This is a genomic window from Pseudomonas sp. FSL W5-0299, from assembly GCF_005930655.1.
GTDB classification, from domain to species: Bacteria; Pseudomonadota; Gammaproteobacteria; order Pseudomonadales; family Pseudomonadaceae; genus Aquipseudomonas; species Aquipseudomonas mandelii.
Window position 1 is genome coordinate 1 of the sequence record NZ_RXHX01000052.1, and the last position, 20,556, is coordinate 20,556.

At 61.2% G+C, this 20,556-nt stretch carries 15 protein-coding genes, 2 tRNA genes and 1 pseudogene; 10 read left to right on the top strand and 8 right to left on the bottom strand.

What is annotated here, in order from left to right:
* The first annotated feature begins 179 nt into the window (after nucleotides 1-179).
* The 4 genes from FHL16_RS31585 to FHL16_RS31605 all read left to right on the top strand — a co-directional run bounded on the left by FHL16_RS31585 (nucleotide 180) and on the right by FHL16_RS31605 (nucleotide 4,453).
* A tRNA-Asp gene (locus FHL16_RS31585) sits at nucleotides 180-256 on the top strand.
* Between the two features lie 249 nt (nucleotides 257-505).
* Nucleotides 506-1,015, top strand: coding sequence for a sigma-70 family RNA polymerase sigma factor (locus FHL16_RS31595; RefSeq protein WP_077750333.1), 510 nt, complete (start codon nucleotides 506-508; stop codon nucleotides 1,013-1,015).
* Nucleotides 1,012-1,962: a FecR domain-containing protein gene (locus FHL16_RS31600; RefSeq protein WP_077750334.1), complete on the top strand. Its 951-nt coding sequence runs from the start codon at nucleotides 1,012-1,014 to the stop codon at nucleotides 1,960-1,962. Before FHL16_RS31595 ends, FHL16_RS31600 begins: the two co-directional genes overlap by 4 nt.
* 67 nt (nucleotides 1,963-2,029) lie before the next feature.
* Nucleotides 2,030-4,453 carry a TonB-dependent receptor gene (locus tag FHL16_RS31605; RefSeq protein WP_077750335.1) on the top strand — a complete coding sequence of 808 codons (2,424 nt, stop codon included), beginning with the start codon at nucleotides 2,030-2,032 and terminating at the stop codon, nucleotides 4,451-4,453.
* Between the two features lie 146 nt (nucleotides 4,454-4,599).
* Here FHL16_RS31605 and aldA read toward each other — a convergent pair whose 3' ends face one another.
* From aldA to FHL16_RS31625, 4 genes are read right to left on the bottom strand one after another with little or no spacing between them, the layout of a single operon-like run.
* Nucleotides 4,600-6,033 carry an aldehyde dehydrogenase gene (gene aldA / locus FHL16_RS31610; RefSeq protein WP_077750336.1) on the bottom strand — a complete coding sequence of 478 codons (1,434 nt, stop codon included), beginning with the start codon at nucleotides 6,031-6,033 and terminating at the stop codon, nucleotides 4,600-4,602.
* A gap of 20 nt (nucleotides 6,034-6,053) precedes the next feature.
* Nucleotides 6,054-6,854, bottom strand: coding sequence for an aldolase/citrate lyase family protein (locus FHL16_RS31615; RefSeq protein WP_077750337.1), 801 nt, complete (start codon nucleotides 6,852-6,854; stop codon nucleotides 6,054-6,056).
* 14 nt (nucleotides 6,855-6,868) lie between these two features.
* The gene (gene rhmD / locus FHL16_RS31620; protein ID WP_077750338.1) at nucleotides 6,869-8,053 is read right to left on the bottom strand and encodes an L-rhamnonate dehydratase; all 1,185 of its coding nucleotides are present in this window, start codon (nucleotides 8,051-8,053) and stop codon (nucleotides 6,869-6,871) included.
* 16 nt (nucleotides 8,054-8,069) lie between these two features.
* On the bottom strand, nucleotides 8,070-9,365 hold the full coding sequence (locus tag FHL16_RS31625) for an MFS transporter (RefSeq protein ID WP_010456004.1): 1,296 nt from the start codon (nucleotides 9,363-9,365) through the stop codon (nucleotides 8,070-8,072).
* Between the two features lie 125 nt (nucleotides 9,366-9,490).
* Here FHL16_RS31625 and FHL16_RS31630 point away from each other — a divergent pair, with 125 nt between their 5' ends.
* The 5 genes and pseudogenes from FHL16_RS31630 (at nucleotide 9,491) to FHL16_RS31650 (ending at nucleotide 16,226) form a co-directional block, all read left to right on the top strand.
* A complete protein-coding gene (locus FHL16_RS31630; RefSeq protein ID WP_010456001.1) occupies nucleotides 9,491-10,432 on the top strand; it encodes a LysR family transcriptional regulator in 942 nt (313 codons plus the stop codon).
* 184 nt (nucleotides 10,433-10,616) lie between these two features.
* Nucleotides 10,617-13,448: a xanthine dehydrogenase family protein molybdopterin-binding subunit gene (locus FHL16_RS31635; RefSeq protein ID WP_077750339.1), complete on the top strand. Its 2,832-nt coding sequence runs from the start codon at nucleotides 10,617-10,619 to the stop codon at nucleotides 13,446-13,448.
* A complete protein-coding gene (locus tag FHL16_RS31640; RefSeq protein WP_077750340.1) occupies nucleotides 13,441-13,980 on the top strand; it encodes a (2Fe-2S)-binding protein in 540 nt (179 codons plus the stop codon). Before FHL16_RS31635 ends, FHL16_RS31640 begins: the two co-directional genes overlap by 8 nt.
* Nucleotides 13,981-13,982: 2 nt before the next feature.
* Nucleotides 13,983-15,218 (top strand): c-type cytochrome, encoded by a 1,236-nt coding sequence (locus FHL16_RS31645; RefSeq protein WP_077750341.1) that lies wholly within the window; start codon nucleotides 13,983-13,985, stop codon nucleotides 15,216-15,218.
* Between the two features lies 1 nt (nucleotide 15,219).
* A pseudogene (locus FHL16_RS31650) lies at nucleotides 15,220-16,226 on the top strand (XdhC family protein).
* Nucleotides 16,227-16,346: 120 nt separating this feature from the next.
* On the opposite strand, the gene FHL16_RS31655 reads toward FHL16_RS31650, so the two are convergent.
* The gene (locus FHL16_RS31655; RefSeq protein ID WP_010455992.1) at nucleotides 16,347-17,630 is read right to left on the bottom strand and encodes an NAD(P)/FAD-dependent oxidoreductase; all 1,284 of its coding nucleotides are present in this window, start codon (nucleotides 17,628-17,630) and stop codon (nucleotides 16,347-16,349) included.
* 183 nt (nucleotides 17,631-17,813) lie between these two features.
* Between FHL16_RS31655 and FHL16_RS31660 the strand changes: the two genes are divergently transcribed.
* Nucleotides 17,814-17,890 (top strand) — tRNA-Val (locus FHL16_RS31660).
* Between the two features lie 109 nt (nucleotides 17,891-17,999).
* Here FHL16_RS31660 and FHL16_RS31665 read toward each other — a convergent pair.
* Genes FHL16_RS31665 through FHL16_RS31675 form a run of 3 tightly spaced genes read right to left on the bottom strand, consistent with a single transcriptional unit; the run spans nucleotide 18,000 to nucleotide 20,372 of the window.
* Complete coding sequence (locus FHL16_RS31665; RefSeq protein WP_077750342.1) at nucleotides 18,000-19,136, bottom strand: tyrosine-type recombinase/integrase; 1,137 nt, start codon at nucleotides 19,134-19,136, stop codon at nucleotides 18,000-18,002.
* On the bottom strand, nucleotides 19,136-19,369 hold the full coding sequence (locus FHL16_RS31670; protein ID WP_034134173.1) for a hypothetical protein: 234 nt from the start codon (nucleotides 19,367-19,369) through the stop codon (nucleotides 19,136-19,138). Before FHL16_RS31670 ends, FHL16_RS31665 begins: the two co-directional genes overlap by 1 nt.
* 49 nt (nucleotides 19,370-19,418) lie before the next feature.
* On the bottom strand, nucleotides 19,419-20,372 hold the full coding sequence (locus tag FHL16_RS31675; RefSeq protein ID WP_077750343.1) for a phosphoadenosine phosphosulfate reductase domain-containing protein: 954 nt from the start codon (nucleotides 20,370-20,372) through the stop codon (nucleotides 19,419-19,421).
* Nucleotides 20,373-20,556 lie beyond the last annotated feature (184 nt).

Sequence of the window (20,556 nt, forward strand, 5' to 3'; positions counted from 1 at the left end):
GCGGTAGTTCAGTCGGTTAGAATACCGGCCTGTCACGCCGGGGGTCGCGGGTTCGAGTCCCGTCCGCTGCGCCATATTTTCCGAGTCAGGCTTGACCTGATTCGAGATTGAAAGAGAGATTGAAAAGTCTCGGAGCTTTCAGTCAGACGAGTTAATTGAGCGTCAGCTCAAAGCGATACGCAGCGGTAGTTCAGTCGGTTAGAATACCGGCCTGTCACGCCGGGGGTCGCGGGTTCGAGTCCCGTCCGCTGCGCCATATCTGCCTCAAGGCCCGCTGAACGCCTTGGAGCTACGAAGAAAGCCGCTGGCAATCTTCGAGTCGATAGCAAAGACCCTGGTCGAAAGACCGGGGTTTTTTGTGTCTGCGATTTGGCTTTTCTCTCCTCCATACCCTCCCCAATGAACCTTTCTGCTCAGTCGATGCATAAAGGGCTTCCTTCGCACGCCTGACATTAATTAGAATCACTCTCATTTACGATAACTCCTTGGCACAGGGCTTCTTGAAATGAGCGATGCAGCGATGCCGGAGGAGCAAACCTTCCATGACTTGTACCGCGACCATCGCGGCTGGCTCGAAAACTGGTTGAGGCGGCGCATGAGCAATGGTCATGATGCGGCGGACCTGAGCCAGGATACGTTCGTGCGTGTGCTCGCCAGCTCCCAGCACATTGCTGACCTGCAAGAGCCCCGCGCCTACCTGGCGACCGTGGGCAAACGGCTGCTGACCAACTTCTACAAGCGCCGCAGCCTCGAACAGGCTTACCTCAACGCCCTGGCGCTGCTGCCCGAAGACTGCGTGCCATCCCCTGAGCAGCGCTGGATTCTGCTGGAAACCCTGCAAGCCCTCGACGAATTGCTCGATGGATTGCCGACCCCGGTACGACGGGCATTTCTCTGGAGCCAACTGGAAGGCCTGGGTTACCAGGAAATCGCCGAGCGCCTGCAAGTCTCCGAACGCACGATCAAGCGCTACATGGCCCAAGCCTACGAACACTGCCTGCTGGTGGACCTGTGATCGGTTCAGCCCCTTCGGCCGACGCCCGCCAAGTCATGCGGGCTGCCGCGCAGTGGCTGGCGCTGATGGAATCGGGCACTGCCAATGAGCAGGACCGTGCCGAGTTGCAGACCTGGCGCGACAGCCATTCCAGCCACGAACAGGCCTGGCAGAAAGCACAACGCTTGCGTCAACGTTTTAGCGACCTGCCTTCAGCATTGGCGATGGCCAGTCTGGATAGGCCGCAGCCGAGCCGGCGTGCGGTGCTCAAGCGCGCCGTGGGAGCGGTGGCGTTGGTGCCGACTGCCTGGCTGATCAGTCGGCAGTTGCCTTTGGATGTCTGGGGTGCCGACCTGCGCACGGCGACCGGTGAGGGCAAGAAAGTCCGGTTGGCCGATGGCAGCTCGCTGCAATTGAACACCGCGAGCGCCGTCGATATCGATCTGAACACTCGGCTACTGAAGCTCGTGGAGGGCGAAATAGCCCTGAAAGTCCCCGGTTCGTCGCCGCTGACGATCCAGACTCACTTCGGCCAGGTAGTCGTCAGTCAGAGCGAAGTGTGTGTTCGCCAGTGGCCGACGGGTTGCCGGGTGTCGGTGCTCAACGGCGCGGTGCAGTTGGAGCCTTTGCGCGGACCGGTCTTTTCATTGCGCGCAGGCCAGCAAGTCAGCCTTCAGGCGGCAGGTGCCGGCGCTGTGGAGCCCTTCGACGTGCTTGCTCCAGGCTGGCGAGACGGTGTGTTGATGGCACAGAACCAGCCTCTGGGGGATTTCCTGCGTGAACTCAGCACCTATCGCCCGGGTGTGCTGCGCTGGGAGCCGGAACTGGAATCCCTGCGTGTCACCGGCAGTTTTCGCCTGGAAGACACCGATCGTATCCTCACGCTGTTAGCGGCCAGCTTGCCGCTGGAGGTGCATTCGCGTACGCGTTATTGGGTCACGCTGCTGCCGCGCAAAAATAGTGTTTGAAGGGTGTCCCCTTTTTTCGCGTCGCTTGTCATTCAAGGCAAGTGAACGAATCAAGAGAGCTTCTTCAATGCCCGCAGTGTTCCCGTCGAGTCCGCGTTTGGCTTCATCCCGCCTGCGCCCGTTAATGCACTTGAGCCTGTTGCTGAGCCTCAGTGCCTGTCCGTTGTTTATCACCGCCGGTTGGGCCGAAGACGCGCCTCGACGCAGTTATCAGGTGCCGGCAGGCAGCCTTGGTGTAGCGCTGACCCGTTTCGCGGGTCTGGCCGGGGTCAATCTGTCTGTGGACCCGGCGCTGGTGAGCGGTCGCAACAGCCCCGGTCTGTCCGGCGAGTTCGCCGTGGAGGAGGGCTTTGCGCGGCTGTTGCAGGGTTCCGGTCTGCAACTGCAACCGGTGGGCGAGCAGGCCTACATCCTGACCCCGGCGCCCGAAGGCAGTGGTCTGCAACTCGGCGCCACCTCGATTCTCGGTTCCATCGACCCGGTGGACGGTGATCCGTATGCCGGCGGCCAGGTTGCGCGTCGCGGTTCGCAAGGCTTGCTGGGCTCCAAAGATTTCATGGAAACGCCGTTCAGCATGACCACCTACACCAGCGAGGTGGTCAAGAACCAGCAGGCGCGGACCTTGGGCGACCTGATCGCCAACGATCCATCGGTTCGTGCCACGAACCCGGCGGGTGGGCGCTATGAGCAGTTCACCATTCGAGGGTTGAGCCTGTTCAACAGTGATGTGGCCTACAACGGTCTCTACGGCGTGTTGCCGACTTATACGATTGATATGGAGATGGCCGATCGTGTCGATGTGATCAAAGGTCCGAGCCAACTGATCAACGGCATCTCGCCGCGGGGCAGCGTGGGTGGCGGGATCAACGTGGTGGCCAAGCGCGCCACCGACAAGCCCATTACTTCGTTTACCGGTATGTACGCTTCCGACAGCCAGGTCGGCGGTGCAGTGGATGTTGGCCGGCGCTTTGGTGAAGACAACAAGTTCGGCATTCGTTTCAATGGCGTCAAGCAGTCTGGCGACACCGAATGGGATCAGCAGAATGTCGACCGCGAGATGGCCGTGCTGGGCCTGGATTTTCGCGGTGAACGCCTGCGTCTCTCGACGGACGTCGGCCGTACCGAGCGTGATACCGACGCGCCGCAGGAGCGGGTGCAGGTCAACGCCAACGCGCGGGTTCCACATGCCAGCGATGTGCGTCACAACTATGCGCAACCCTGGAGCAAGGCGAGTACCAACGACACTTTCGGCACGGTGAACGCCGAATTCGACGTCAACGATTCCGTCATGCTCTACGGCGGTGTGGGCGCGCGCAAAAGCAATCATGATTTTCTCCGGCATGCCGTCGCGGTCACCAACGACAAGGGCGATTTCAGCGTTCAACCCCGTGATTTCACCCGCGACGAAAACGTCCGGACGGCCACGGCTGGGGTGCGCAACTGGTTTCATACCGGCCCGGTGAGCCACGAGGTCAACCTGGCGGCCAGTTATTTCTACATGGACTTCGAAAATGGCGGCGCACGTTACGCGGCGGCCCCCAGCAACCTCTACAACCCTGTGGAAACACCGACGCCGGTCAGGCCGACGCGCCAGGATCCGAAGGTCTATACCGAGAACCGCTTCAGCGGCGTGGCCTTGTCCGACACCCTGGGATTCTTCGATGACCGGCTGCTGCTGACCCTGGGCGCCCGCTGGCAGCGGGTGAAGGTCGACGACTGGTCGGATAACGTCAAAGGCGACACGGCCTACGACGAGGAAAAGGTTTCGCCGTCGGGTGGCATCCTGTTCAAGGCCACCGATAAGCTGTCGCTGTACGCGAACTACATGGAAGGCCTGAGCCAAGGCAAGATCGCGCCATCGACCTCGATCAACGAAGACGAGATTTTCCCGCCATTCATCAGCCGCCAGGTCGAGGTCGGCGCCAAGTATGACGCTGGCGCGTTTGCCATGACCGCTGCGGTGTTCCGGATCAAGCAGCCGGCCTATGAGACCAACGCCACCACGCGGGTTTTCGGCCCGAACGGCAAGCGTGAAAACACGGGTGTGGAACTGAGTGTGTTCGGTGAGCCGCTCGAGGGTTTCCGCCTGCTCGGCGGCGTCATGTATATCGACAGCGAGTTGACCAACACCGCCAATGGCACCTTCGACGGCAACCGGGCGCCGGCCACTCCGAAATACAACGTCAACCTGGGCGCCGAGTGGGACGTGCCGACCGTGCAGGGCCTGACCCTCACCAGCCGGGGCATCTATTCCAGTTCGCAGTATCTGGACCAGTCCAACAACAAGGAGATCGACTCGTGGGAGCGTTTCGACGTGGGCGCACGCTACGCGTTCAAGGTCGAGGAAAAGAACATCACATTGCGCGCCAACATCGAGAACGTGGCCGACAAGCGCTACTGGAGTTCGGCCGGGGCGTCGGATGACAGTGAGCCAGGGTTGACGCTGTCGACACCGCGGACCTATCTGCTTTCGGCGACCGTCGACTTCTGACGGCATCGCGTTGACTGACCCGACGCCATCGCGAGCAGGCTCGCTCCCACACTGGTTTTGTGTTGTTGCATAGATTTAATCAACAACACCAATTCCCTGTGGGAGCGAGCCTGCTCGCGATAGCGGCATCAGCAACGCCGCAAGACTCAGCCCTGCAAATACACCGCATGCGTATGGGTGTACTCGTAAAGCCCATGCTTGCCATCCGCGCCGCCAATCCCGGATTTACGCACCCCGGCATGGAAGCCCTGCATGGCCTCGAAGTTCTCGCGGTTGACGTAAGTCTCACCAAAATCCAGCTCGCGCATTGCGTGCATGGTTTTACTGAGGTCGCGGGTGTAGATCGACGAAGTCAGGCCATAGTCGCAGTCGTTGGCCAGGGCGATGGCTTCGTCGAGGTCGTCGATAATCTGGATCGGCAGCACCGGGCCGAAAATCTCTTCGCGCATGATCTCCATGTCGGCGCTGCACCCGGCCAATACCGTGGGCTGGAAGTGAAAGCCGTTCGGCAAATCGGCAATCTGCCCACCGCTGATCAGACTCGCGCCCTGGCTCAAGGCCGTGCGCACTTTGCGGTTGACGCTGTCCAGGCCCTGACGGTTGATCAGCGGGCCCATTTCCACCTCTGGCCGGGCAATCGGATCGCCATAACGGGTGGCGCTCATCGCCGCTGCGATGCGTTCGATAAACGAGTCGGCGACCTTGCGTTCGACGTACACCCGCTCGGCGCAATTGCACACCTGACCGCTGTTGATGATCCGCGAATCGCGAATGGCTTTTACTGCCAGATCAAGGTCGGCATCCGCCAGCACAATGGCCGGCGCCTTGCCGCCCAGTTCCAGGTTGAGTTTGGTGATGTTCGGCGCGGCGGCGGCCATGATTCGCGAACCGGTGTCGACGCTGCCGGTGAAGCTGATCATGTCCACGCCCTTGTGCGCACTGAGCGCCGCGCCCACTCGACCATCGCCGCAAACCACGTTGAACACGCCCGCCGGCAGATCGGTTTCGGCCACCAGCCGGGCGAATTCGAAGCAGTTGTTCGGGGTTTCTTCACTGGGTTTGATCACGATGGTATTGCCGGTCAGCAGGGCCGGCGCCATCTTGCGGGCGATCAGGAAAAACGGGAAATTCCACGGCAGAATCCCGGCGACCACGCCCAGTGGTTTGCGAAACAGAAAGATGTTTTCGTTCTGCCGGTCGCTGGTGATGATTTCGCCCTCGATACGCCGGGCCCACTCGGCCATGTAGTCGAGGTAGTCGGCGGTGAAATTGACTTCCACTTCCGCCAGGCCGCTGACCTTGCCTTGTTCGAGGGTGATGGTGCGGGCCAGGTGGGCGACGTTTTTCCGCAGCTTGGCCGCGATCCGGCGTAGATGCCCGGCGCGTTCGATGGCCGGTTTGCGCGACCAATCTTTTTGCGCGGCGCGCGCGGCGGCAAGGGCGTGGTCGACGTCTTCGGCCGTCGAGGCCGGGACTTTCGACAGCACGACACCCGTGGCCGGGTTGATCACATCGAGATGGGCAGTGCTGGCCACGAACTGGCCGTTGATGAAGTTTTCGTACACGGGCACGGACGACATTGGGGCGACTCCTTGGCTGATCAGTAAGTGCGCGACGGCGCGTGTTCGGTGGCCGGTGCGCGGTAACGGGCGAGGGTGGCCGTGGCGCTTTGGCGCAGCAGGCTGATGTCGATGGCCACGGCAATGAACTGACACCCCCAGCTTTGATAGCGGCGCGCGTCTTCTTCGTTCGGCGCGAGGATGCCGCAAGCCTTGCCGGCTGCGAGCGTTGCTTTCACTGCGTGCTGGATGCGTTCCTGAACGTCAGGATGGCCAGGGTTGCCGGCATGGCCGAGGCCGATGGACAAATCCGCCGGGCCGATAAACACCGCGTCGACGCCTTCGACGGCGGCGATCGCTTCGACGTTTTCCACGCCAATCCGCGATTCCACCTGAACGATCAGGCACAACTGCTCATGGGCGGTGTTCAAATAATCCGGCACGCCGTCCCAGCGCGTGGCGCGAGTCAAACCGCCGCCGACGCCGCGAACACCGTGGGGCGGGTAACGCATGGCGCGCACCAGGGCGGCCGCTTGCTCGGCGGTTTCCACCATCGGAATCATCAGCGTCTGCGCACCGATATCCAGCAGTTGCTTGATCAGGTTGGCATCGCCCGTCACCGCACGCACCACGGGCGCCGTGGAGTAGGGCGCCACCGCCTGTAATTGCGCGAGTACGCCGGGCACGGTGTTCGGCGCGTGTTCACCGTCGATCAGCATCCAGTCGTAACCGGTGGTGGCGACGATTTCGGCGGCGTAGCCGGTGGCGAAACCGGCCCAGATTCCGTACTGGGTCGCCGGATTTTTCAGCGCGGCCTTGAAAGCGTTGTGAGGCATGTTCATAGCGGGGTCCTTTCTCAGCGGTTGTACGGCCGATGCAGTTGGCATTCCGGGTTCAGGGTCACGCCGAAACCTGGCTGGTCGAGTGCCGAGAGGCGCATGCGGCCGTTCACCGGAACCGGTTCGCCGAGCAATTGCGGGTGGAACATCGGCACCACTTCGTCAGCCTTCGGCGCCATCATCAGAAACTCGGCGAACGGGCTGTTATGCCGGGTGGCGACGAAGTGGTAGCTGTAAACCGAAGAGCCGTGAGGAATCACCAGCGCGTTGTGGGCATCGGCCAGGGCGGAAATCTTCACCAGTTCGGTGATCCCGCCGCACCAGCCGACGTCCGGCTGGATGATGTCGCAGCAGCCCATTTCCAGGAGCATGCGGAAACCCCAGCGGGTGGCTTCGTGTTCGCCGGTGGTCACCAACATGCCTTTGGGCACGTTGTTGCGCAGGGCCGCGTAGCCCCAGTAATCGTCCGGCGGCAGAGCCTCTTCGATCCACTTCAAGCCGTACTCGTGGGCGCCGACCGCCAGCTTGGTGGCGTAGTTGAGGTCCAGGCTCATCCAGCAATCGAGCATCAGCCAGAAGTCCGGGCCCACCCGCTCGCGCATGGTCGCCAGTTCTTCGAGGTTCTTGCGCAGGCCTTCCTCGCCTTCGGCCGGGCCGTGGTGCAACGGCATCTTGCCGCCAATGAAGCCCATTTTCTGCGCCAGGTCCGGACGGGCGCCGGTGGCGTAGAACTGCAATTCGTCGCGCACCGCACCGCCGAGCAACTGATGCACTGGCTCTTTGCGGATCTTGCCGAGCAAGTCCCACAACGCCAGATCAACCCCGGAGATCGTGTTGATGACGATGCCTTTGCGACCGTAATACAGGGTCGATTGGTACATCTGGTCCCAGATTTTTTCGATGTCGGTCACCCGTGCGCCTTCGAGAAAACGCGCCAAGTGTTTTTCGACAATGTACGCGGCAGGCTCGCCACCGGTGGTGACGGCGAAACCGACCGTGCCGTCGCTGGCTTCGATCTCGACCACCAGCGTGCCGAGCACGTTGATGCCGAAGGTGCGGCGGCTCTGGCGGTACTCGGGGTATTTGCTCATCGGCGTGGCAATGTGATCGTCGATCCAGTGACCGTCCGCCTGATCGTGATAATCCGCGCCGCCGCCTCTCAACGTGAAGGCGCGGACGTGTTTGATGGTTGGAATGCCCATGGTGTGACTCCTCAGGTTAAACGGTGGCCGGTGTGTTGGAAGGCTTGTGGACGGGTGAGCGGATGCCCAGGACCAGCAACGCGGCGATGACGGTGGTGCCGGCCAGCACGTACAAGCCTGCGGCCGGTGAATGGAAGGCGCCTTCGGCCCAGTTCTTCAGGACCGGGGCGATGAAGCCGCCGAGGGCGCCGAACGAGTTGATCAGGGCAATCCCGGCTGCAGCGGCGCTGCCGGCGAGATAGCTGGAAGGAAAGGTCCAGAACACCGGTTGCACAGCGATGAAACCCGAAGCGGCGAAACACAGGGCGACGATGCCGAGGAACGGGCTGGCGAAGGTCACCGAGCAGGCGATTCCGGCTGCGGACATCAGCAACGTCAGGCAGGCGGTGCGGCGACGTTCGCCGGTGCGGTCGCTGTAGCCGGGGATCAGGTACGCCGCGACTATCGCGCAGATCCATGGGATCGCCGTGACCAGTCCGACCATCAGCCCGACCTTTGTGCCCAGCAGCCCGCCGACCTGGGTCGGCAGATAGAACACCACGCCGTAGACGCTGGCCTGAATCAGCAGATAAATCAGGCACAAGTACAGAACTGAGGGTTGGCACAGAACATTGAGCAGGCTGCGGCCATGATTCTGTTTGTGGCTATCTTCTTGATCGAGGATGCCTTGCACTTGCTGGCGTTCTTCAACCGTCAGCCACTTCGCGTCAGCCGGGCGATTGTCCAGATACCAATAAGCCCAGACGCCCACCGCCGTGGCCATCAAGCCTTCAACCGCGAACAGCCATTGCCAGCCGTGGACGCCGGCAAATCCGTCCAGCTCCAACAGCAAGCCAGACAACGGACTGCCAAAGATGAACGCCAGCGGTGCACCGAAGTAGAAAAAGCCCATGGCTTTGCCGCGCGCGGCGCTGGGGAACCAGTAGGTGAGGTAAAGGATCACGCCGGGGAAGAAACCGGCCTCGGCCACGCCCAGCAAAAAGCGCAGGACGTAGAAACTGGTTTCGGTGTGGGCAAAGACCATGGCGGCGGAGACCAGCCCCCAGGTCACCATGATCCGGCACATCCACAGGCGGGCGCCGACACGGTGCAGGATCAGATTGCTCGGCACTTCAAGCAGCGCGTAACCCACGAAAAACACCCCGGCGCCGAAGGCGAAGGCGGCGTCGCTGATGTTGGTGTCGGCTTGAAAGGCTTGCTTGGCGAACCCGACGTTGGCGCGGTCGAGGAAGGCCATGATGTACATCAGTAGCAGGAAAGGGAGTAGCCGCCAGGAAATTTTGGCGAGCAGAGGCGCAGGTAGAGTCTTCATCGCAGTTTTCCTTTGGTAGGGCATTTGTTCTTATGGGAAAGACTGTACGGCCGCGGATCGATGCGTTACAAATCGAATCTAGCTCACAACTGATACCTTCAGGGTATCGATAACAAAGGCCCGCCATGACCACGCCGATCATCTCCCGCAGCCTGCTCAACCGCCTGCGCTACAAGCATTTGCACATGCTGGTGACGCTCAGCAGCAGTCAGAACCTGCACCGCGCCTCACAAAGCCTGAACATGTCGCAACCGGCGGCGACCCGGATGCTGCATGAGATTGAAGACATGTTCGGCTGCGATCTGTTCGAGCGCCTGCCGCGCGGAATGCGGCCAACAGCGCTGGGCAGCGAGTTGATTCGTTTCGCCGAATCCGCCCTCAGCGGCCTCGACCGCTGCGCCGAAGACCTGATTGCGCGGCAGCAGGGCGGTTACGGTTATCTGTCCATCGGCACCATCATGGGCGCCGCGCCCGACCTGGTGATGGATTCGATTGCCGAAATCAAGGCGCTCAATCCGCAGTTGCGCATTCGCATCATGGGCGACACCAGCGATCAGGTGATCCAGTTGCTGGAGCAGGGCCGCATCGACCTCGCCATTGCCCGTCGCAACGCGGCCACCGACAGCGAACATTACGAGTTCGAACAGCTGGGCAACGAACGGTTGCTGGTTGTCGTTCACGCCGGTCATCCCTTGGTGCAACGGGAAACGCTCGAACTCTCGGAACTGGTCAGCGGCTGGCCGTGGATCCTGCAGCCGGAAACCAGCCCGGCGCGCATCGGGCTGGATCAGGCCTTGCAGCGCCTGGCGTTGCCGACACCCGCCGACATCATCGAATGCAGCTCGGTGTACTCGATGCAGCAACTGATTCAACTGACCGACGCCATCATGGTGCTCTCGGAAACCGCGTTGCGCGACTACCTGAAAATGGGTCTGGTGGTGGCGCTGCCGGTGGAGCTGGATGTGCAACTGGCGCCATTCGGATTGTTGCTGCGCAAGGGCGAACACATCAGCCGGGAGTTGGGTTTGTTCATCGATTTGCTTCGCCGGAAAGCGGCGGTTTTCTGATTATTTGGTCAGATTTTTGTTGCCAGTTGTTTTCTACAAGCCGATATATCTATAAAGTTAACCTTTCGGTCAGCTTTGCACTGTCGACACAGCCCTTTGCTTCGTCAAAAAGGGCTTCTGCAAGACTCGAAATCCCCAGAACATAACCAGAAGGGCGGACCCATAACCGCCCAGAGGATGATCCATGTCCAACCGTGAAATATCCCGGCGCTCGTTCCTTCAGGGCGGGCTGGTGGCGGGTGTGAGCGTGACGCTCACGCCGCTCAGCAGTCAGGCGCTGGCGGCCTTGATGGAAAACAGCGTGACCGTGCCTTCCGAGCAATGGCTCGGCAACAACGGCAAGGCGCGCTCGCGTAACGATGCCTTGTCCAAGGTCTGCGGCAGCAAAGTGTTTGCCCGCGACATCCGCGCCAAGGACATGCCGGGCTGGCCGCAGCAACAAGGCCACGCCATGCTGCTGAAGACCACCAAGGCCGATCGCATTTATGCCGGTTACGACCTGACGTGGCTCGGCGCCGACTTGCAGCCGGACCGCATCGTCACCGCCGCCGACCTGGACAAGGACGGCATCGCCTTCCCGGAAGAGCACGCGCCGGATCCGCTGCTGCCGGAGGGCAAGGTGCCGATGTTCATCGGCCATCCCGTGGCGATCCTGATCTGGAACGACTTCGAACGCTTTCGCCAGGCCAAGGCCAAACTCAAATTCAATGACAAAGCGATTCGTTACGGCGACAAAGTGCCGTTCTATGAAGGCGATCCCTACGGCAGTTTCCGCTACGTGCGCGTCGGTGGGGCGACCTCGGCGGATGAAGACGAATTCGCCAGCCTGAAGGATTCGATCCTGTTCCCGATGCTGCGCAACCGTCGTCCGGTGTGGAATTCCCAACCGAACCTGCACGGCAACCTGACCGAGCGCGGCTTGTTCTACGCCGAGCGCATGAAGCAGCAAATCGACACGCCACCAGACAACTGGCTGGTGTTCGACGAGCGTTACAAAACCCCGTCAATCGAACCGGCCGCGATGGAGCCAGACAACGGCAACGGCTGGTACGACCCAGCGACCAAAACCCTGCATTTTGTCGTCGCCACCCAGTGCCCGCTAGAGACCGCGAGCGAAACCGCGAAGATGATCGCACCGTCGCGTTTCGGCCTGGCCAACCTGAACATGCACCCGGGCTACACCGTCGGTTATGGCTCCAAAGATCACAACATTTTCGTGTACTACGCGGCGCTTGCGGCGTTGTACGGCGCCGGTGTGCCGGTGCGTCTGGCCAACGATCGCTACGAGCAGTTCCAGAGCGGCATCAAGCGTCACCCGTTCGACATCCGCTACCAACTGGCGGTCGACAAGACCGATCACAGCTTCAAGATTTTCCGCGCCGAGATGAACGTCGACGGCGGTGGACGGATCAACTACAGCCCCTCTGTCGCGGCGGTTGGCGCCACGGCGGCGCAGTCGATCTACTACATGCCGCAGAACGATTTGCAGGTCACCGCCTACCATTCCCGCGCCGTTGAAGCCGGGTCAATGCGTGGATACGGCACCCTGCAAAGCATGGCCTCGACCGAGATGATGGTCGATGAGATTGCCGATCGCCTCGGCATTGACGCCATTGATCTGCGCAAGAAAAACGCCATGGTCTCGGGCATGAAAAACACCCAGGGCGCGGTGCCGGCAGGCGCGTTGCGCCTGCACGAAATTCTCGATAAAGCCGCTGTCCACGAAGTCTGGAAAAACCGCGACGCGATCAAAAAGCAGCGTGAAGCCCGGGACCCGGACAACTGGTACGGCGTCGGTTTTGCCATCTGCCAGAAAGACTTCGGCACCGGTTCCGAAGCGCCGATGGCCAGCATCGAATTCACCGCTGATGGGCACATCACCCTGCGCCACATCGGTATCGAAATCGGCACCGGCATGTCCACCTCGCAAGCCTTGGTCGTGGCGGATTTCCTTGGCGTCCCGGCGACTGAAGTGAAGACCGGCGAGACCGAATGGAAAGAGTTGCAGCTGATCACCGGCGGCAACCCGTACCTCATGAGCCAGGCCGAGCAGGACACTGTGCTACGCAATCCGCGCTGGGTCGGCAAACTCGCCTCGGCCTCATCGGCGACCAACTCCGCCTATTACTTCAGCCACGCCACCCGTGAAGCGGCGCGCGTGTTGTTCAACCACGGTTTGTGGCCGGCGGCGTTGCAGATCTGGGGCCAGGGCCCTTACGGCGGCCAGGCCAACCCGTATGTGGTGCGCCGTGAAGATGCGCATTGGGTCGACGGCCGACTCACCGCCAACGGCATGCAGCCGCTGAGCTTTGAGCAACTGGCCAGGCACGCCCACGAAAAAGGCCTGGTGACCGGCGCGACCGTGCACGGTTTCAACCGCTGGAGTTGGGCCGAGGCCGAGTTCAGCATCGACGGCGTGCGTGAACGTCTGCCGCTGGACGGCTTGGCGGTCAAGTACGGCGATGGCGCGCCGAGCGTGAAAAAGGCGCAGATGAACAGCGCCGGTTTTCACTTGCTGGATCGCCAGAACGTGCATTACCCGGACACGCAGTTGAACAACGCGGCGGTGACGTATTACAGCCCGGTGGCGACGCTGGTGGAACTGAAAGTGAACAAGGGCTCCGCCGAAGTGCAGGTGCTCAACCACCACTCGTGGGTCGAGTGCGGTCGGGTGCTGGTGGAAGAACTGGTCAAGGGCCAGCTCGAAGGCGGGATCGCCATGGGCATCGGCCATGCGTTGATGGAGGAGATGCCGCTGTACGAAGGCGGGCCGGGGGAGGGTGACTGGAACTTCAACCGTTACCGTTTGCCGATGGCGCGCCACGTAGCGGTGTGGACGCAGACGGCTGAAATCCTGCCGCCGCTGTCGCCGAGCGATCCATCCAAGGGCATCGCCGAAGTGGTGATGATCCCGGTGGTCGGTGCCATCGGTAACGCCGTGGCGCATGCCATCGGCAAACGGGTCCGCGACCTGCCTATCACTTCTGCCCGCATCAAGGAGGCCCTCAATGGCTAACCGTCCGCTTCAACTGACCCTCAATGGTCAATCCGTCGGCCCGGTGGACATCCCTGATGACCTGCCGATGATCGATTACCTGCACGAATACAAAAACCTCACCGGCTCGCGCCTGGGTTGCGGCCAGGGCATCTGCCACGCCTGCGTAGTGATCGTCGACAACCCGGACGGCACCAGCGAAGAAGTGCGCACCTGCATCACCGGTGCGCACTATTTCGAAGGCAAAAAAGTGCGCACCATTGAAGGCCACGCGACTCGCGATGAACAGGGCCAGGTCACCGAACTCAGTCCGATCCAGCAGCGCTTCGTCGATGAATTTGCCTTCCAGTGCAGCTACTGCGCACCGGGTTTTGTAAATGCCGCGACGGTGTTGGTGGAGAAGCTGCAACGTCAGCCCATCGTCAAAAGCCAGCTGGAAAAAGTCATCGAGGACAGCCTCGGTCACCATATCTGCCGCTGCACCGGCTACGTGCGGTATTACAGCGCGACGCGCAACGTGCTGACCGATCTCGGCCTGGTCAAGGAGGGTTGAGCATGAAGCATTTACTGTCCCGTCTGGCGTTGGCGGTGGGTCTGGCTGCGTCTGTGTTGCTGGCTCATGCGGATGATCAAGTCGTTCGTGGTGCCTATCTCGCCCGCGCCGCCGATTGCATGGCCTGCCACACCGCGCCGGGTGGCGCGCCGTATGCCGGTGGGCTGCCGATCGTCTCGCCGTTCGGCACGATCTACGGCACCAATATCACCCCGAGCAAAGAGCACGGCATCGGTTTGTACAACGATGACGAATTCTTCGCCGCGCTCACCGAGGGCAAGCGTCGCGATGGCGCGAACCTGTATCCGGCGATGCCGTACACCTCCTATCACTTGATGCCGCGCGCAGATTCCGATGCGATTCACGCGTACCTGAAAACCGTCGAGCCGATCGAACGGGCAGCGCCGGTCACGAGCCTGAGCTTTCCGTTCAACGTGCGCCAGGGCTTGACGGGCTGGAACATGCTCTACGGCAAGGACGTGAAGCTGGCGCCGGCCGACGGCAAAAGCGAAGCCTGGAAGCGCGGCCAGTACATGGTCGACGTGCTCGGTCATTGCGGCGAATGCCACACCCCGCGCGGCTTGCCGGGCGCGATGCAGCAGGACAAACGCATGACCGGCGGCGTGCTCAACGGCTATCTGGCGCCTAGCCTGCTGGCCAACGACCTGGCCGCTCGCGGCTGGAATCATCAGGACCTGAGCACGTTCCTCAAACACGGCATGAGCGCCCAGGGCACGATGTTCAACGAGATGTTCCCGGTGTTTCACAACAGCACCCAAGGCCTCAATGACCCGGACCTGGCAGCAATGGCAACCTTCCTGCTCGGCGATCAACCGCCGACCGCGAAGGTACTGACCGACGTGCCGCTGGACAAGCTCGGTGCGAGCGCCCAGCGCGGTCGTCAGGATTACCTGAACGTCTGCGCCGGTTGCCACGCGGTCGGCGGCGAGGGCAAGCCGCACATCGCCGTGGCCATGCGCGGCAACACCACGCTGCGCCTGGAAGACCCGCGCAACCTGGTGCGGGTGATCGACGACGGCATTGGTGAGCAGAAATTCACCGGGTTCGAACACATGCAACCGATGCCGGGGTTCGCGGAGAAGCTCAGTCACGAGCAACTCACCGATCTGCTCAACTACCTGCGTCAAGGGTGGGGTGGTCAGACAGGTGATCTGCCCGTGAGCGACGTTCAGACGTTGCGCGCCGATGCACCGCCACTCGAGCACAAGGCGCACTGACATGCAGCATCTCGATCTGCAAGTCGTGCGCCGGGCGCTGGAATGGTCGATGGCCGGCCAGCGCATCTGGCTGTGCACGGTGCTCGCCACCTATGGCTCGGCGCCGCGCGCGCCGGGCTCGTTGCTGGCGGTGAACACCGACGGACAGTGGATCGGCTCGCTGTCCGGCGGCTGCGTCGAGGAAGACTTTCTCGAACGCGTCGCCGAGGGCGCGTTTGTTGATGCGGTCAGCGTGGTCCGTTATGGCGAAGGCGACGATCCGCATTCTCGTGTGAGTTTGCCCTGCGGTGGTGTGCTCGATGTACTGGTGGAGAAGCTCGAATCCGGGTGCGAGGTTCAGGCTCATTTGCGGGAACTGGAGTCAGCGTTGCTCGGCCAGCGGCGGCTGATCCGCGAGATCGATCTGGCCAGCGGTGCACGCAGCCTATTCACTGATCGTGAGCAGGGCGTGCGCATCGAACGGGAGATTGATCGGGTGCGCGTGCGGATCGGCGCGGCTCAGCGTTTGCTGTTGGCGGGGTATTCCAGCGTCGCCCAGGCGTGCGCGGAGTTTGCGGTTGGCCTCGGGTTCGAGGTGATTCTCTGTGATCCGCGCGACGAGGTGCTGGAAGGTGTCGTGCTGGAAAACGTTGAGATTCGTCGTCAATTGCCGTCCGTGTTCATTGCTGATGGCGGCTGCCACAGCGACACCGCGGTGGTGGCCTTGACTCACGATCCGCGCATTGACGATTTGGCGATGATGGAAGCCGTGCGCACCGAGGCGTTTTACATCGGTGTGATGGGCTCCCTGCAGACCTCGCAGAAGCGCTTCGAGCGGTTGCGCAGGATTGGTGGGTTGGGAGACGCAGAACTGGCGCGGATTCATGCGCCCATCGGCCTGAATCTGGGCAGTAAAACCCCTGCGGAAATTGCCCTCGCCGTACTCGCCGACATCCTGCGGAAATTGCCCTCGCCGTACTCGCCGACATCCTGCGAATCCGCAGCGGCATCGCACGGGATCGACTTTAAACACCATTCCCCTTGTGGGAGCGAGCCTGCTCGCGAAGAGGCCGGCACATCCAACATCCATGTTGACTGTTTCGCCGCCTTCGCGAGCAGGCTCGTTCCTACAAAGGATTTCAGTCGTTCTTAGTACCCGAACTTGTCCCGCAGCCCGTAATACCAAGCACCCAGCGCGGCAAACGGTGTGCGCAGCAATTGCCCGCCGGGGAACGGGTAGTGCGGCAGGTCGGCGAACGCGTCGAAACGCTCAGCCTGGCCACGCAGCGCTTCGGCCAGCACCTTGCCCGCCAGGTGCGTGTACGTGACGCCGTGGCCGCTACAGCCCTGGGAATAGTAGATGTTGTCGCCGATCCGCCCGACCTGGGGAAGGCGCGAGAGGGTCAGCAGGAAATTGCCGGTCCAGGCGTAATCAATCTTCACGTCCTTGAGTTGCGGGAACGCCTTGAGCATCTTCGGCCGGATGATCGCTTCGATGTTCGCCGGATCCCGCGCGCCATAGACAACACCACCCCCGAAGACCAGGCGCTTGTCGCCGGTCAGGCGGTAGTAATCGAGCAGGTAATTGCAGTCCTCGACGCAGTAATCCTGCGGCAGCAGACGCTTGGCCAATTCATCGCCCAAAGGCTCGGTGGTGATGACCTGAGTGCCGCAAGGCATCGACTTGGCCGCGAGTTCCGGCACCAGATTGCCGAGATAGGCATTGCCGGCCACGATAATGAATTTGGCCCTGACCTTGCCCTGTGGCGTATGCACCACCGGATTCGCGCCGCGCTCAATGCGGACCGCTGGCGACTGCTCATAAATAGTACCGCCCAGCGACTCGACCGCCGCCGCTTCGCCCAATGCCAGGTTGAGTGGGTGAATGTGCCCGCCGCTCATGTCGAGCATGCCGCCGACGTATTGCTCGCAGGCCACCACTTCACGTATGCGCTTTTGATCCAGCAACTCAAGCTGCGTATGACCAAAACGTTCCCACAGGCGTTTCTGCGATTCCAGATGGCCCATCTGCTTGGCAGTGATGGCAGCGAACACGCCACCGTCCTTCAAGTCGCACTGGATATTATATTTGGCGACCCGCTCACGAATGATCCGCCCGCCTTCAAACGCCATTTGCCCCAGCAACTGAGCCTGCTTGGGACCGACGCTGCGTTCGATCACATCGATGTCACGGCTATAACTGTTAACGATCTGCCCACCGTTACGGCCCGACGCACCAAAACCCACCTTGGCGGCTTCCAGCACCGTGACCTTGAAACCGTTCTCCAGCAAAAACAGGGCTGAGGACAGACCGGTGTAACCGGCACCGATCACACAGACATCAGTCTCTACGTCATCCTGCAAGGCCGGGCGCGGCGGAACCGCATTGGCCGACGCGGCGTAATAGGATTCGGGGTAGGGGGTGTTCGCCATCCGGCTGCCTCTGTTTAATATATTTTACGAGTGCCTCGATCCTACCCGAGTTAAAAATCGACCGCCAGCCACCGGAAAATCTTCTTAACCGCCGCTAAATTAAATATTTTGCATATTCATAGGGTTAGCTCGAAAAAAGGTGTTGACACCCCTCCGAAATTCCGTAGAATGCCGCCTCACAGCAGGCACGTAGCTCAGTTGGTTAGAGCACCACCTTGACATGGTGGGGGTCGTTGGTTCGAGTCCAATCGCGCCTACCAAACAAAATCCGCTCTGCTGGGCGGTCTAGAGGGGTCACCGGAAACGGTGACCCCTTTTTGCTTTCTGCGATTTGCAAAACTTTTGCAAAACTTTTGCAAAACTCCCACCTCAGAACGCCAACTCGGCGCTCACCTCCAAGTACTCGATCTTCTTTTCGTCGTGCCCCTCCTGATAGTGCTTCGTCATCTTCTCGTCCGCATGGCCCATCAGCGCCTGGATGTATTCCGTTGGGAATTTCTGCTGCTCGTAAAGCCATGACCCCAAAGCGCGGATCTCGTGAAAAGTGGGGCGCTCGCCGGCGGGCACGTGGTCGTAGGCGTGCGCGGCATCCCTGGCCTTGCTGAATTCCTTGGTCAGGTAGTCCGGTGTCACCGACGTCCAGTGGTCCTTCGCGTCGATCTGTTCCCGCCTGCGGGCCTTGGGTTTGTAGTGGATGAGGTACGGCGACGCGATCGGCGATCGCATGCACTCACCGACAACTTCCCGCAGCGCAGCGCCCATTGTGATCTTCAGGTGAATAGGGTTGTCGTAGCCTTGGGTCTTCCCGGGCGACACCGTCAGCGTGTTCTTGTCCATATCGACGGCCGACTTCAACCAGGTGACGATGTCCTCGCGCCGCTGGAGGCTGGCCAGTGCTAGACGAATGGCCCGCTTCAGCCAGGGCGGCGTGGTCGCGGCGTCGATGATGGTCTTCAGTCCGTCGAGCGTGTGCCGCTGACGCTTCTTCTCCGCCTCCTTTTTCACCAGCGTCAGTTCGGCGTTGTTGCGCTCGGCCAGGCCCTTGGCCACGGCAAAGGCGAAGATCTGGACCCACAGACCGCGGTGCTTCGTGTAGGCGTTGTTGGTGAACTGGTCGAGGTATTCGGCCATGGCCAGCACGTCCATCTGCCCGATGAGTCGTTCGCCCAAGTCCTGCCGGTACCGCTCAAGCTTGAATTTAATTTCTTCCAGCGTGCGGGCGGCGTAGGTTTTTTCTGGCAGCCATTCTTCCTCGAAGCGCTTCAGCAAATTGCTCACGATCGGCAGGCGGTCGCCGGTCAGCAGGGCGAGCAGCGAACCGTCATCAACCACCAGTTCTGCAAATTTCAGGTTGGCGGCGCGGGCCAGCTTGATTGCCTCCTCCAAAGGCCGGTTGATGCTGGTCATCACGCCGGTTACCGGGTTGCGGTACCGCCAATACTTTCCGTTCGGGTAAAGATTTGGCGGCAACTTCCTGTTTTGAAGCGTGCGCGGGCGGGCAGCCATCACCCGATCTCCAGCATCTTGGCCAGCAGCGGGTCGCTCGAACCCATCACAGCCGCTTGTACGTCGACGAAATACATCCCGCCTTTTACCTCTCCAATCACTTCGCCTTCCTCAATCCATTTCTTCAACTGTTGCAGGCTCGGCTTACCGCCAACGTACCGCAGCTTTCTGTATTCTCCGGCCTCCATGAGGCGCGGCAGTTTGACCGTAATCTGGGCCAAAACTTTTGCCATGATGATGCTCCGCGCCGCGTGGCGGCAGAAGGTGGTTTATGGTGGGGTGCTATTCACACAGGCCATACGCTGAAGAGCAGGCTGTGGCATCGGTTGCAATCATCAAGTCGTACTGAATGCCGCCTCGGGCCGTCTTCGACCACTCCACCGCTTGGCGGATGCTCGCGATTTCCATTACCTCGAGGGCTGTCATGTCGGCGATTGAGCCTCTGGGGTGCTTGGCGTTTGATCCAGCGAAGTATGTGGCCGCGCCGCGCTTGCTTGCCTGCTGCACCAGGCGTTCCCAGCGGTCGATTCGATCGATCACGTCGGGGAAGCGCAGGGCTATCTCTCTAAGCTCATCTTTTCGGCAGTTGATGCATGGCATGCAACCAACCCGGCCCATTCCTTGGGAGTAGAGAGGGTTCGGCTCTATACCCATATAGCGGTGGGCCTCGAACACCGCCGGGATGTCCCACTTTAGAATCGGGCGGTAATTGAACAGGCCGCCGCCGACCTCATCGCACTCAGGCAGATACCGGCGGTTTAACGACTCATCGGCCCGAACGCCCTGCCAGCTGATCAGCATGTCGCCTTGGCCCATCAGCGGCATTACCACTTGCTCAAGCATCGGGTCGCGCTTCAGTTCCATGGTGCAGAACTGGGCCTTGCGGCTAGGGAAGCGACCCTTCCAGATGCAGAGATCGAGAAACGGATTGCCCGTTGGCTGCAATACATCCAGAGCGGCCAGCACTATGGGCTCATCGATGCCCTGCTCACGCCATTTGGTTTCGATAAACTTCCGCTTTCCTGCGATCTGGCGACTGAAGTCCGCCTTTACCCTCGTAATCGGCACCCCTGTGACGCGCTCCAGGTAGTCGAGATACTGGTAGGTTTGCTCGTGTTCGTTACCGGTGTCGGCGAATACGGCCTGAAGGTTTTCTGTTTCCAGGGCGATCGCCACCAGCAGCGTGGCGGTGGAGTCTTTCCCACCGCTGACGCTGACGATGTTCTGGATAGGCATGCGGATTCCTCGCCCGCCGTACACCGGCAGGCTGGTAGGTGGAAGAGGGGTTACTTGCGGCGCTGGAAGTCAGTGCAGCGGACGATCACGGTCTGAGCGTCCCGGGCGAGCGCCGGCATGGTGCTGAAGGGGAGGTGGCTGCAATTGCGGTGGGCGTGGACGCAGGTGCGACACATGCCGCCTT

What these genes read in the sequence shown, in the direction of transcription:
- aldA (WP_077750336.1), bottom strand. Translation starts at nt 6,033, where the DNA reads ATGTCGTCCGTGCCCGTGTACGAAAACTTCATCAACGGCCAGTTCGTG.
- FHL16_RS31595 (WP_077750333.1), top strand. Translation starts at nt 506, where the DNA reads ATGAGCGATGCAGCGATGCCGGAGGAGCAAACCTTCCATGACTTGTAC.
- FHL16_RS31630 (WP_010456001.1), top strand. Translation starts at nt 9,491, where the DNA reads ATGACCACGCCGATCATCTCCCGCAGCCTGCTCAACCGCCTGCGCTAC.
- FHL16_RS31665 (WP_077750342.1), bottom strand. Translation starts at nt 19,136, where the DNA reads ATGGCTGCCCGCCCGCGCACGCTTCAAAACAGGAAGTTGCCGCCAAAT.
- FHL16_RS31640 (WP_077750340.1), top strand. Translation starts at nt 13,441, where the DNA reads ATGGCTAACCGTCCGCTTCAACTGACCCTCAATGGTCAATCCGTCGGC.
- FHL16_RS31635 (WP_077750339.1), top strand. Translation starts at nt 10,617, where the DNA reads ATGTCCAACCGTGAAATATCCCGGCGCTCGTTCCTTCAGGGCGGGCTG.
- rhmD (WP_077750338.1), bottom strand. Translation starts at nt 8,053, where the DNA reads ATGGGCATTCCAACCATCAAACACGTCCGCGCCTTCACGTTGAGAGGC.
- FHL16_RS31670 (WP_034134173.1), bottom strand. Translation starts at nt 19,369, where the DNA reads ATGGCAAAAGTTTTGGCCCAGATTACGGTCAAACTGCCGCGCCTCATG.
- FHL16_RS31605 (WP_077750335.1), top strand. Translation starts at nt 2,030, where the DNA reads ATGCCCGCAGTGTTCCCGTCGAGTCCGCGTTTGGCTTCATCCCGCCTG.
- FHL16_RS31655 (WP_010455992.1), bottom strand. Translation starts at nt 17,630, where the DNA reads ATGGCGAACACCCCCTACCCCGAATCCTATTACGCCGCGTCGGCCAAT.
- FHL16_RS31625 (WP_010456004.1), bottom strand. Translation starts at nt 9,365, where the DNA reads ATGAAGACTCTACCTGCGCCTCTGCTCGCCAAAATTTCCTGGCGGCTA.
- FHL16_RS31675 (WP_077750343.1), bottom strand. Translation starts at nt 20,372, where the DNA reads ATGCCTATCCAGAACATCGTCAGCGTCAGCGGTGGGAAAGACTCCACC.
- FHL16_RS31615 (WP_077750337.1), bottom strand. Translation starts at nt 6,854, where the DNA reads ATGAACATGCCTCACAACGCTTTCAAGGCCGCGCTGAAAAATCCGGCG.
- FHL16_RS31645 (WP_077750341.1), top strand. Translation starts at nt 13,983, where the DNA reads ATGAAGCATTTACTGTCCCGTCTGGCGTTGGCGGTGGGTCTGGCTGCG.